Source organism: Variovorax sp. DAIF25 (assembly GCF_050711835.1).
GTDB lineage: Bacteria > Pseudomonadota > Gammaproteobacteria > Burkholderiales > Burkholderiaceae_C > Variovorax.
Window position 1 is genome coordinate 3,416,887 of sequence record NZ_CP136636.1, and the last position, 12,321, is coordinate 3,429,207.

Annotated in this window: 14 protein-coding genes; 13 read left to right on the forward strand and 1 reads right to left on the reverse strand. The window is 63.9% G+C overall.

Going from position 1 to position 12,321, the window contains the following annotated elements; translation table 11 throughout:
* The first annotated feature begins 130 nt into the window (after positions 1-130).
* From R0232_RS15935 to R0232_RS15990, 12 genes are all read left to right on the forward strand, one after another.
* Complete coding sequence (locus R0232_RS15935; RefSeq protein WP_066690404.1) at positions 131-1,315, forward strand: lipid-transfer protein; 1,185 nt, start codon at positions 131-133, stop codon at positions 1,313-1,315.
* A 34-nt stretch (positions 1,316-1,349) separates the two neighbouring features.
* Positions 1,350-1,793: a MaoC family dehydratase N-terminal domain-containing protein gene (locus R0232_RS15940; RefSeq protein WP_431512714.1), complete on the forward strand. Its 444-nt coding sequence runs from the start codon at positions 1,350-1,352 to the stop codon at positions 1,791-1,793.
* Between the two features lie 10 nt (positions 1,794-1,803).
* Positions 1,804-2,220 (forward strand): MaoC family dehydratase, encoded by a 417-nt coding sequence (locus tag R0232_RS15945; RefSeq protein WP_431512715.1) that lies wholly within the window; start codon positions 1,804-1,806, stop codon positions 2,218-2,220.
* Positions 2,221-2,286: 66 nt separating this feature from the next.
* Positions 2,287-3,114, forward strand: coding sequence for an SDR family NAD(P)-dependent oxidoreductase (locus tag R0232_RS15950; RefSeq protein ID WP_066690408.1), 828 nt, complete (start codon positions 2,287-2,289; stop codon positions 3,112-3,114).
* Between the two features lie 31 nt (positions 3,115-3,145).
* Positions 3,146-4,327, forward strand: a complete 1,182-nt coding sequence (locus tag R0232_RS15955) for an acyl-CoA dehydrogenase family protein (protein WP_431512897.1) — start codon at positions 3,146-3,148, stop codon at positions 4,325-4,327.
* Positions 4,328-4,337: 10 nt separating this feature from the next.
* Positions 4,338-5,480 (forward strand): acyl-CoA dehydrogenase family protein, encoded by a 1,143-nt coding sequence (locus tag R0232_RS15960; protein ID WP_431512716.1) that lies wholly within the window; start codon positions 4,338-4,340, stop codon positions 5,478-5,480.
* Complete coding sequence (locus tag R0232_RS15965; protein WP_133156848.1) at positions 5,467-5,652, forward strand: biotin/lipoyl-containing protein; 186 nt, start codon at positions 5,467-5,469, stop codon at positions 5,650-5,652. Before R0232_RS15960 ends, R0232_RS15965 begins: the two co-directional genes overlap by 14 nt.
* Positions 5,649-6,488 (forward strand): enoyl-CoA hydratase/isomerase family protein, encoded by an 840-nt coding sequence (locus R0232_RS15970; RefSeq protein ID WP_431512717.1) that lies wholly within the window; start codon positions 5,649-5,651, stop codon positions 6,486-6,488. The genes R0232_RS15965 and R0232_RS15970 overlap by 4 nt, the downstream gene beginning before the upstream one ends.
* A gap of 20 nt (positions 6,489-6,508) precedes the next feature.
* A complete protein-coding gene (gene can, locus R0232_RS15975) occupies positions 6,509-7,159 on the forward strand; it encodes a carbonate dehydratase (protein ID WP_431512718.1) in 651 nt (216 codons plus the stop codon).
* 22 nt (positions 7,160-7,181) lie between these two features.
* A complete protein-coding gene (locus tag R0232_RS15980) occupies positions 7,182-7,499 on the forward strand; it encodes a hypothetical protein (RefSeq protein ID WP_431512960.1) in 318 nt (105 codons plus the stop codon).
* A complete protein-coding gene (locus R0232_RS15985; protein WP_431512898.1) occupies positions 7,435-8,346 on the forward strand; it encodes an MmgE/PrpD family protein in 912 nt (303 codons plus the stop codon). Before R0232_RS15980 ends, R0232_RS15985 begins: the two co-directional genes overlap by 65 nt.
* Complete coding sequence (locus R0232_RS15990; RefSeq protein WP_431512719.1) at positions 8,346-9,515, forward strand: acyl-CoA dehydrogenase family protein; 1,170 nt, start codon at positions 8,346-8,348, stop codon at positions 9,513-9,515. Before R0232_RS15985 ends, R0232_RS15990 begins: the two co-directional genes overlap by 1 nt.
* A 27-nt stretch (positions 9,516-9,542) precedes the next feature.
* Here the strand turns inward: R0232_RS15990 and R0232_RS15995 are convergent, their stop codons facing one another.
* On the reverse strand, positions 9,543-11,510 hold the full coding sequence (locus R0232_RS15995; RefSeq protein ID WP_431512720.1) for an AMP-binding protein: 1,968 nt from the start codon (positions 11,508-11,510) through the stop codon (positions 9,543-9,545).
* A 94-nt stretch (positions 11,511-11,604) separates the two neighbouring features.
* Here R0232_RS15995 and R0232_RS16000 point away from each other — a divergent pair, with 94 nt between their 5' ends.
* Positions 11,605-12,276, forward strand: a complete 672-nt coding sequence (locus tag R0232_RS16000; RefSeq protein ID WP_431512721.1) for a nitroreductase — start codon at positions 11,605-11,607, stop codon at positions 12,274-12,276.
* Positions 12,277-12,321 lie beyond the last annotated feature (45 nt).

A 12,321-nucleotide genomic window follows, 5' to 3' on the forward strand; every position in this document is an offset into this window, starting at 1 on the left:
AGCGCCAATGGGCAAGCCTGTGATCCCGGTGGTTCGGCGCTTCAGCTTTGGCAAGCATCCCGTCACGCCGCATGCGGCGTGACCATTCATCAGCGTCAGCCGACGCTTCAACTTGAGGAGTTAGAGAGTCATGAGTCATAAAGTCATCGTCGCCGGCGTCGGCATGGTCCCGTTCACCAAACCGGGCGCCAGTGAGCCCTATCACGTGATGGGAGAGAAGGCCGTGCGCCAGGCACTGGCCGACGCGCGAGTCGAGTACCCCATGATCCAGCAGGCCTATGTCGGCTACGTTTATGGTGATTCCACCTGCGGCCAGCGCGCACTGTATCCAGTGAGCATGAGCGGCATACCGATTGTCAATGTCAACAACAACTGCTCCACCGGTTCGACCGCGCTGTTCCTGGCGCGCCAGGCGGTTGAAAGCGGTGCGGTCGATTGCGTGCTGGCGCTGGGCTTTGAGCAGATGGCAGCAGGCGCCATCAAGGCTCAGTTCGAGGACAGGCCCACGCCCTTTGAAGAATTCGACCGCGCCACCGCCGAACTGGTGGGTCACCCGGAAATCCCGCTGGCCATTCGTTACTTTGGCGGTGCGGGCAAGGCGCACATGGACAAATACGGCACGCGCCTGGACACCTTCGCCCACATCCGCGCCAAGGCCAGCCGCCATGCCGCCAACAACCCGCTCGCGCTGTTCCGCAAGGAAGTCAGCGTTGACGACGTGATGAGCGCACCAGCCGTCTGGCCCGGCGTGATGACGCGCTTGATGGCGTGCCCGCCGACCTGCGGTGCCGCCGCCGCGGTGATCTGCTCCGAAGCCTTCGCCAGGAAGCACGGGCTAGACACCCGCGTCTCCATCCGCGCCCAGTCGATGAGCACGGACTTCCCCAGCACCTTCGAATCGCACGACATGATGCGCCTGGTCGGCTTCGACATGGCGCGCGATGCGGCGCAAAAGGTTTATGCGCAAGCCGGCATCGGTCCGGACGACGTGGATGTGGTCGAGCTGCACGACTGCTTCGCACAGAATGAACTGCTGACTTACGAGGCCCTGGGCCTGTGTCCGGTGGGGGGCGCGGAGAAGTTCGTGCTGGACGGCGACAACACCTATGGCGGCAAGGTCGTCACCAATCCGTCGGGAGGACTGTTATCCAAGGGCCATCCGCTGGGCGCCACCGGCCTGGCGCAATGTTTTGAGCTGACTCACCAACTGCGCGGCACGGCGGATCAACGCCAGGTCGAGGGCGCGCGCGTGGCCTTGCAGCACAACCTCGGGCTGGGCGGCGCTTGCGTCGTCACGCTCTACCAGGCCGCTTGAGCGCAAACACAAGAAAACCAGGAGCTTGAATCCCATGATTGACAAAAAATTCATCGGGTACGAGGTGCCGCCTACGCTATGGGATGTGGAGAAGGGACGCATTCGCTTCTTCGCCGAGGTGATCGGTACCGCTGATCCGATTTACCTCGACGATGCCGCCGCCAAGGCCGCCGGTTACCGCAACGTCGTTGCGCCACCGACCTTCATCTTTGGTGCCGAGAGCGATTCGGGCGTGCTGATGAAGTTGCTCGACACGCTCAAGATCGATCTGCGCGAGGTCTTGCACGGCGAGCAGCGCTTCGACTACCACGCCCCGGTGTGCGCTGGCGACACGCTGCGCTTCCAGACCCGGGTCGCCGACATCTACGACAAGAAGGACGGCGCACTCGAGTTTGTCGTCAACGACACGAAGGTCACCAATCAGCTCGGCGAACATGTCGCCGACTTGCACTCAGTGATCGTCGTGCGCCACGCCTGAAGGAATAGCCATGAACTCTGAAACAAAAATGATCCAGGTCGGCGATGACATGCCCGTGCTGGAGTTGCCACCAATCAGCCGCACCACCCTGGCCTTGTTCGCCGGCGCCTCGGGCGACCACAACCCGATCCACATCGACATCGACTTCGCGCGCGGCGCGGGCATGAAGGACGTGTTTGCGCAAGGCATGCTGTCGATGGCCTATCTCGGGCGCGCGCTCACCGAATGGGTGCCGCAGCGCCAGATTCTCAGCTATGGCGTTCGCTTTGCAGCCATGACTCACCTGGGTGACCGCGTGCGCTGCAGCGGCAAGGTGGTCGAAACGCTCGAACACGCCGGTCGCCCCTGCGTGCGCGTTCAAATCAGCGCGGCCAAGGCCACGGGTGAAATCACGCTGGCGGGTGAGGCCTTGGTGGCCCTGAACTGAGGGCCGCGGACGGGCGGCCCAATTTACATATTTCTTTTCTTTCAATCACAAGCAAGGACACACATCATGAAAAAACTCGAAGGCAAAGTTGCGATCGTCTCCGGATCGGGTCGCGGCATTGGGCGCGCCATCGCCATGAAGCTCGCCAGCGAAGGTGCCAAGGTCGTGATCAATGACCTCGACGCAGCGCCGGCCGAGCAGACGCTGGCCGACATCAAGGCCGCTGGCGGCACCGCCGTGGCCTGCGTAGGAAGCGTCACCGCCGACGGTTTCGCTGATCGCTTCGTAAAGACCGCGATCGACAACTTCGGCGGCCTGGACATCATCATCAACAACGCCGGCTACACCTGGGACAACGTGGTCCAGAAGATGACCGACGAGCAATGGAACGCGATCATTGATGTGCACCTGACCGCGCCGTTCAAGATTCTGCGTGCGGCTGCGGAGTTCATTCGTGCCTCTTCGCGCAAGGAGGCCGAAGCAGGGCAGGAGGTGTTTCGAAAGGTGGTCAACATTTCGTCCATCGCCGGCACCGGCGGCAATGCCGGCCAGGCCAATTACTCGGCCGGCAAGGCCGGCATCATCGGTCTGACCAAGGCGCTGTCCAAGGAGTGGGGGCGCTACAAGGTCAACGTCAATGCCGTCGCTTTTGGCATGATCAAGACGCGGCTGACCGAAGCTTCGGCCGCCGGCGATGCCTCGATTGACGTGGAAGGCCACAAGATCAAAGTCGGTGTTAATCCTGATCTGCTGGAAATGATGGAGCGCACTATTCCTCTGGGTCGCGGCGGTACGCCCGAGGAAGCGGCCGGATCGGTCTATCTGCTGTGCATTCCAGAATCGAACTACGTCAGCGGCCAGACCCTGATTTGCGGCGGCGGCATCTCGATCTGAAACGCATACCACCAGCGCACAAAGGCACATGATGGACATTGATTTTAGCCCGGAAGACAGGGCGTTCCAGCAAGAGGTTCGCGGCTGGTTCAAGGCCCACACGCCAGCCGAGCTCAAGCGCAAGACCGTCACCGGGGAGATGCTGCAAAAGGACGACATCGTTCAATGGCAGCGCCGACTCGACACGCAGGGCTGGCTGGTCACCGGCTGGCCCAAGGAGCACGGCGGGCCGGGCTGGACGCCAACGCAGCGCTATATCTTTGACCTTGAACGGGCGGCGGCCAGCGCGCCGGTCGGCCTGTCGATGGGGGTGATCATGCTCGGGCCGGTGCTGGTCGCCTTTGGAACGCCTGAGCAAAAGGCGCAGTACCTGCCGCGCATCCGTCGCTGTGAAGACTGGTGGTGCCAAGGCTATTCCGAGCCGGGCGCAGGCTCGGATTTGGCCAGCTTGAAGACCACGGCCGTGGCCGATGGCGACGACTACATCCTCAACGGTTCGAAAATTTGGACCACCTACGCACACTGGGCCACCCACATGTTCTGCCTGGTGCGCACCTCTAGTACCGGAAAAAAGCAGGAAGGGATTTCCTTCCTGCTGATCGAGATGGACCGTGCTGGCATCGAGGTCAAGCCCATCGTCTCGATCGACGGCGAGCATCACCTCAACCAGGTGTTCCTCACCGACGTTCGCGTGCCCAGGAAAAACCTGGTTGGCCGTGAGGGCCAGGGCTGGGACATTGCCAAGTACCTGCTGACGCACGAACGCACCAGCATCGCCGGCGTGGCCGACTGCAAGGCGCATCTGGCCAACCTGCACGCCGCAGCGGGTGAGCGCCGCTCGGGCGGCCGACCGCTGGCCGAGGATGGCGCGATGCGCCTCAGGCTGGCGCGCGCCGAGATTGAACTGATGGCGCTTGAATACACCAATTTCCGTGTGCTCGCGGCCACTGCCGCAGGCAAGGCGCCGGGGCCGGAATCCTCACTGCTCAAGACCATGGGCACGGCGGTGCAACAGACCTTGTCCGAGCTGGACGTGGAAATCGCCGCCGAGATGGCGTGGCCCTGGCACGAGGGCGGCGAGTTGGGCCACGGGCGCTACGCGCATGCGATGCCGCGCTACTGCTTCTCACGCGCTGCCACCATCTACGGTGGCAGCGACGAGGTGCAGAAGAACGTACTGGCCAAGATGCTTCTTGCCGGCGGCGCACGCTAAAGGAAACCCCATGAACTTTGATTTGTCTGAAGAACAAACGATGCTGCGTGACGCGGCGCAGAAATTTTTGCGCGCCGAGTACGGTTTCGATGCCCGCAACAAAATCGCCGCCTCCGAGCCCGGCATGAGCCGTGAGCACTGGCGGCGATTCGGCGAATTCGGCTGGCTGGGCGTGGCGCTGCCCGAAGCGGACGGCGGTTTCGGCGGAGGCATTGTCGAGACGATCCAGGTCGCCGAGGCCTTGGGTGCGGCGCTGGTGGCAGAACCCTATCTCGCCAGCACGGTGCTCGGTGCGCAGGCGGTGGCGCGCGCAGGCAACCCGGTGCAGCGCTCGACGTGGCTGCCAGGGCTGGCATCGGGCGAGCTCATTCTCAGCTTGGCGTATACCGAGGTCGATGCGCGTCACGACCTCGCCCATGTCCAGACCCGCGCCACCGCCAAGGGCGGTGGCTGGGTGCTGTCGGGCCGCAAGAGCGGCGTGCTGGGCGCTCCCTGGGCTGACGGCTTTGTCGTCGTGGCCAGGACGTCGGGTGCGGTCAATGAGCGCCGGGGTATCAGCTTGTTTCTGGTCGGGGCCAGGACGCCAGGGGTGCAGGTGGCGGATTACAAGGTCTATGACGGCAGCCGGGCCGGCGATCTCCGGCTCGACGATGTCGTGCTCGGCGAGGGCGCGCTGCTCGGCACCGAAGGTGAAGGCCTGGCGCTGCTGGAGCACTTGATCGATCTTGGCATTGTTGCCGCCTGCGCCGATGCCCTCGGCGCGATGGGCGTGCTGCTGCGAAAAACCGGCGAGTACGTCAGTGCGCGCAAACAATTTGACGTTCCGATTGCCAGCTTCCAAGTTGTCCAGCACCGGCTGGTCGATATGTTTGCAGCCGTCGAAGCCACCCGTTCCCTGGTGTGGATGGCGGCCTTGCATGCCGAGCATCTCGATGCGGCGGTCCGTTCGCGTACCGTGTCGGCCGCCAAGGTGGCCATTGGCGAGCGAGCGCGTTTCGTCGCCCAGCAGGCGGTGCAATTGCACGGCGGGGTGGGCATGACCGAGGAGTTGGACATCGGCCATTACTTTCGCCGCCTCACCCTCTTTTGCAACCTGTTCGGCAGCTCCGACCACCACCTGCAGCGTTTTGCGGCGCTGCGTGCGGCAACTTGATGGCGTGATGGGCGACCGGTTGCGAGACGGCGACGTGGAGTCGATGAAGATGGAGATGTGCATCAACGCCGATCACGACGGCGTGGTGCGCTTGCTGTCGGTGCAGGCCGGGGAGATGGTCGAGCGCGGCCTGGTCGTGGCGGTGGTCGAATCCGAAAACGCCGGCGAATGAATGGCGAACAAGTTGATCGCAAGAGATTTGTACCAGGAGACCAAGACATGAATGAAGCAGAAACGGTTCTGTACGAGGTGCGCGACGGCATTGCCACGGTAAAGATCAACCGGCCCGAGATGCGCAACGCGCTGTCACCGGCCACGGCCAACCGGCTGCACGACCTGTGGGGCGAAGTCGATGCCGATAAAAACGTGCGCGTCGCTATCCTGACCTCGGCCGATTGCGGCACCTTCTGCGCCGGGCTCGACCTGCGCGAGGCGTCGCGCGTCAAGAAGGAAGAGGGCGTCGACATCTTGACCAAGATGAAGGATCCGTTCCACGGCCGCCAGCGCCGCGTGGCCAAGCCGATCATCGCCGCGATGACCGGCCACCTGATTGCCGGTGGCATGATGCTCAGCCTGAACTCGGATCTGCGCGTCGGCCTGAAGGGCACGAAAGTTGGCATTTCCGAAACGCGCATCGCCGGGCGCGGCAGCCCGTGGGCGATTCCGCTGCTGTGGATGCTGCCGCAGCCGATGCTGATGGAGATGGTGCTGACCGGCGACCTGTATCCGATCGAGACTTTCCATGGGCTGGGTTTCATCAACTACCTCGAAGACACGCCGGATGCGGTGCGCGCCCGCGCCACCGCGCTGGCCGAGAGCATCCGCGACAACGCGCCGCTGTCGGTGATGGCCGGCAAGGAGTCGATCCTGGCGGCCATGAGCGCGGGCTGCGACGCCGGCATGGCGCTGGCGCACAACATCTACCGCGCCGCCTATGCCAGCGAAGACGCGCAGGAGGGCCCGCGCGCCTTTGCCGAGAAGCGAAAGCCGGTGTGGAAGGGGCGCTGAAGTCGCACGGGAGAGAGGCCATGTCCAGTATTAACCCTTTGTTCGAGAACAACCGTGTCTGGTCGGCGCGCTGCGCTGCCCAGGACCCGCAGTACTTCGAGCGCCTGGCGCAGCAGCAGATGCCACGCTACCTGTGGATCGGCTGCTCCGACAGCCGGGTGCCGGCCAACGAAATCGTGGGCTTGCAGCCGGGCGAGGTGTTCGTGCACCGCAACGTTGGCAACCTGGTGGTGCACTCCGACCTGAACTGTCTGACGGTGCTGCAGTACGCGGTTGAGGTGCTCAAGGTCGAGCATGTGCTGGTGGTCGGGCACTACGGTTGCGGTGGCGTGCAGGCAGTGGTCGAACAGCGCCGAACCGGCCTGGCCGACAACTGGCTGCGTCATCTGGAAGACGTGGCGCGCAAGCATGCCGATCGGCTGGACGGCATTTCCTGTGCCGACGAGCGCGCCGCCCGGCTTTGTGAGATGAACGTGATCGAGCAGGTCAGCAATGTGTGCCGCACCACCATCCTGCGCCGCGCTTGGGAGCGCAGACAACAAGTCGAGGTGCATGGGCTGGTCTATGGCCTGCGCGATGGCTTGCTGCGGCCAGTTGGTGTCAGTGTCAACGGTGCGCAGGATGGAAAAGATCGTTACCTCCAGTCACTGGCCGCGCTGTGTCTGCCGTGAAACTTGCCACGAGCGAGGCGCATTGAAAATAATTCAAAACATCCCTGACGCCGCGCCCAGCATTGCTGCGCAGTTGGCTTCGTTCGCGCATGACCTCGAGCCCGGCATGCTGCCGACGGCCGTGGTCGAACGGTTCAAGCTGCTGATGCTCGACGCACTGGGCGTCGCACTCGCGTCGTCACAGCTGGATTTCGCGCACTGCGCCTACTGCGGCCTGCAGGCCTTGGGCGGCCCGGGGCGGCTTCCACGACGTTGGCGTTCATCCGACCGGGTTGGTGGGGGCTTTTGGTTGCACGCTGGCGGCGGGCAAGTTGATGGGGCTGGACCGGATCGGACTTGAACACGCGCAAGGCGTGGTGTTGTCCATGGCTTCCGGCAGCATGGAATTCCTGAGCGACGGCGCCTGGACCAAGCGCATGCACCCGGGCTGTGCCGGTGTCTGCGGACTGACAGCCACGGCGCTGGCCGGTGCCGGGTTTCGCGGCCCTTCAAAGCCCTATGAAGGGCGTTTTGGCCTGTACGCCAGCCACCTGGCCCCACGCGGCCTGCAGGCCGACCTGTCGCAGTGCACGCGCGGCCTGGGCGAGCGCTGGGAAGTGCTCGATGTCGCCGTCAAGCTGTATCCGAGTTGCCACTTCACGCACGCCAGCATCGACGCCGCGTTGGCGCTGCGGGCTGCCGGTCTGCGTGCCGAGGAGGTGGCGTCGGTGCAGGTGCTCCTGCCGCAAGGGGTGCACCCGGTGGTGTGCGACCCCGTTGCGGCCAAGCGCCGCCCGGTCAACGTCTATGAATCGCAGTTCAGCATCCACCACCTTGTTGCGCGGGCCCTGCTGCGCGGGGAATTGGGGCTGACCGAACTGGATGACGCCAACCTGAGCGCCCCACGGGTGCAGGCGCTGGCTGACCGCATCGAGCACGTGGCTGACTCCGAGGCCGATTACCCGGCCTTCTTTTCAGGCGAACTGCACTGGCGTGAGTCAGCGCACCGCGGCGCGCCGGGTCGGCCCATCACGGGCGCTGACATCGAAACCAAATTCATGCGCAATGCGCTGCTGGCGCTGCCACGCGATCAAGCGCTGCACTGGCGCGACGCCGTGCTGGCGGCTGACCGGATCAAAGACGCAGCCACCTTGGCGCGCACCCTGACCCTGACCCTGACCCAGTCCAACACCTCCGGAGCCCCCTGATGACCACCAGCCAGCCAATGGCCTTTGATGCTGAAAAAGAAAGTTTGGTGCTCGATGCCGTCGAGCGCTTCGTAGAGAGGGAGATCAAGCCGGTGGCGCAGCGGCTCGAACATGCCGACGAGTGGCCGGCCGACATTGTCGCCGGGATGCGCGAGATGGGCCTGTTTGGCTGCATCATCCGGGAGGAATATGGCGGCCTGGGCCTGTCGGCCAGCACCTATGCCAAGGTTGTGGAGCGCATCGCGCGGGTCTGGATGTCGGTGTCCGGCATCATCAATTCGCACCTCATCATGGCCGCTTGCGTGCAGCGCAACGGCACCGAGGCGCAGCGCCAGCGTTTTCTGCCGCTCTTTGCCAACGGTGAACTGCGCGGCGGGCTGGCACTGACCGAACCCGATTGCGGCACCGATCTGCAGGCGGTGCGCACGGTGGCGCGCCGCGACGGTGATCACTACGTCATCAACGGCAACAAGACATGGATCTCCAACGGCATCCATGGACAGGCCTTTGCAGTGCTGGTCAAGACCGACCCCCAGGCGCAGCCACGGCATTGTGGCATGAGCTTGTTCATCTGCGAGAAAGGCCCGGGCTTCACCTCCACACGCAAGCTGGAAAAGCTCGGCTACAAGGGCATTGACAGCGCCGAGCTGGTGTTCGAAAACTTCCGCGTGCCGGCCGAAAATCTGGTGGGCGGTGTGGAAGGGCAGGGCTTCAAGCACGTGATGAGTGGGCTCGAGCTCGGGCGCATCAATGTGGCAGCACGCGGCGTGGGTGTGGCGCGCGCCTGCCTGGAGGAATCGGTTGCCTATGCGCAACTGCGGCGCACCTTTGGCAAGCCGATCTGCGATCACCAGGCGATTGCGCTCAAGTTGGCTGACATGGCGACCCGGGCCGAGGCGGCGAAGCTGCTGGTTGAACAGGCCGCGCGTGCTTATGACGCCGGCCAGCGCTGCGACATGGAAGCCGGTATGGCCAAGCTGTTCGCCAGCGACGCGGCGGTCGAAAACGCCATCGAAGCACTGCGGATTCACGGTGCCTATGGTTATTCGAAAGAGATGAACGTCGAGCGCTATTACCGAGACGCGCCGCTGCTGTGCATCGGCGAGGGCACCAACGAACTCCAGCGCCTGATCATTGCCCGCCAATTGGTGGAGCGGAACCCCATTTGAGCCTTCGCCTGCGAAGCGATCGGAGCCTCACCCCGCCAGTTTTCTCTGCAGTTCGTCCACGGCCTCCGGGTTGACCAGCGAGGACAGGTCGCCTGGGCTCTCGCCCCGGTACACGGCACGCACGACGCGGCGCATGATCTTCATGTTGCGCGTCTTCGGCAGGTCGCTGACCAGCAGCACCTGACGCGGGCGGTAAGACGTGCCCATGCCTGCGACCACGGCCCCCGACAGTTCGGCTTGCAGCGCCGCTCCCGCCGCCACGCCGGGCATCGGCACGCAGACGCAGACGATGGCCGAGCCCTTGATCTCGTCGGGCACGCCGACCACCGCGGCTTCCGAGACCTTGCCGGTGCCGGTGAGCAGCGTTTCGATTTCCGACGGGCCGGTGCGCTTGCCCGAAACCTTGATCGTGTCGTCGCTGCGGCCGAGGATGTAGAACAGACCGTCTGCGTCACGCATGGCGAAATCGCCATGCACCCACAGGCCGGGGAGGGAACGCCAGTAGCTGTCGAGGTAACGCTCGTCGTCGCGCCACAGGCTTTTGGTAAAACCGATATTGGGGTTGCGCAGCACCAGTTCGCCGACCTGCCCGGGGCCGACCGGCTGGCCGCTTTCGTTCACGATGTCAACGCCCGCACCGAGTCCGCGCGCGCCAAACGAGCCAGGACGCAGAGGATGGTGCAGGGTGCCGGTGAAATTACAACCGCCGACCTCGGTGCCGCCCACGATGTTCAGGAACGGAAGCTTTGTTTTGCAGATGTGCTCGAAGAACCAGCGCCACGGCGCCTCGGTCCAGGCCTCGCCGCCTGAGCAGGTGACGCGCAGCGACGACAGGTCGTAGCGCTCGACGTCCTCGTTGCCATAGCGCATCAGCCCCCGGATCAGCGTCGGCGCCACCCCGACATAGCTGACCTTGTAGTCCTGCAGCAGGCGCCAGAACCGCCCGGTGTCGGGGTAATCGGGCGTGCCTTCGGCCACCAGCAGGCTGCCGCCAAAGTAGCTCGGAATGCAGGCGCACATGGCGCCCACCATCCAGCCCATGTCGCTCATGAAGAAGAAGCGGTCGCTGGCCTTGAAATCGGCGCAGATGTGCATGTCGCGCGTGACCATCGAGCCAAGGAAGCTGACATGCGTCCAGACGCAGCCCTTGGGTTTGCCGGTGGTGCCGGAGGTGTAGAGCAGCACGGCGGGTGCCTCGGCCTCCATTTCGGCGGTCGGGCGGTCGGCGGTTTGCTTGGCCACCAGCGTGGCCCAGTCGTGGTCTCGTCCTGGTGTCATTGGGCAGGTGAGTGCTTCGCCCAAGTGGCGCAGCACCACCACGTGCTGCACGCTTGGTGCTTCGGTCAGCGCTTCGTCGAGCACCGGCTTCATGGCCCCTGGGCTGCCACGTCGCCAAGTGCCATCGACCGTCAGCACGGCTTTGGCTTCGCCGTCGTTCAAGCGCGAGATGATCGGCTGCGGCCCGAAGCCTGAAAACAGGGGCATCAGGACTGCCCCCATTTTCAGCACCGCGAAAAACGCGATGAAGGTCTCTGGCAGGTTGGGCATGAACAGACCGACCCGGTCGCCGCGCCCTATGCCGAGCGACGCCATCGCGCCTGCCAGGCGGCAAACCTCGGCATCGAACTCGCGGTAGCTCAGGCTCCTGCGGTCTTTCGGGTCTTCTCCCTCCCAGACCAGGAAGGGCTGCTCCCACACCGGCTTGCCGCGGTGCCGGTCCAGACAATTCAAGACGATATTGGTCGTGCCGCCTACACACCAGCGCGCCCATTCGATGCCGCGCGAGGTGTCGAGCATCTGGGTGTAGGGCTTGTAGAAGCGCATGTCGCAGAAGTCGAACACCTCTTCCATAAGCCATGCCGGATCGGCATCGGCACGCGCGCTCAAGTTCTCGAAGGTGGATTCGCCAACCTTGCGAAGGAAGGCGGTGAGGTTCGATTGCGCCATCAGGTCCGGGGTCGGCACCCAGTCGAACGGCTGTTTGTTAGAAATCATGACATAATATACACTGGAGACCGCGCTGGAGTCCAGTGTGGTAGCCGTACAAATTTTTCCTATATTTGGCTTGTCAGAAGGGCGGTGTAGTCCCATGCATGTCGACGAAGCGATCCGCAGCCGAAAATCAGTCAGGCGTTTTCTGTCCACTCCCATTTCCACCTCGGTAGTGCATCACATACTGAACGTGGCGGCGCGGGCGCCGAGCGGCAACAATGTGCAGCCTTGGAGGGTTTATGCGGTGGCAGGCGAGGCCCGGCAGCGCTTGTGCGAGGCCATCATTCATGCGGCCACCCACGAAGCCGACCGCCACCTTCCCGAGTACGCCTATTACCCCACGACCTGGGTTGAACCGTATCTGGAGCGCCGGCGTCGCTGCGGCTTTGGCCTGTATGCCAGCCTGGGCATCGGCCGCGACGATATGGCGGCGCGCGAGCGCCAGATGCTGCGCAACTACCTTTTCTTCGACGCGCCGGTCGGGCTGATCGTCACGCTGGACCGCCGCCTGAACACCGGCAGCTTCATGGACCTGGGGATGTTCATCGAGAACATCCTTATCGCCGCGCGCGCCCAAGGCCTGCACACCTGTGCGCAGGCGGCGTTTGCCTGGTTCCACAAGGTGGCGCGCACCCAGTTGCCGATCGGTGACCACGAAATCCTGGCCTGCGGCATCGCCCTGGGTCACGAAGACCTCTCGGCACCGGAGAATGCCTTCATTACCGAACGTGCCGAGGTGGATGCCTTCGCTAGCTTCCATGGCTTTTGATCCTCAGGGCGTGATCGAAGTCGATCGCGCCCTGGGTTGCTTGCT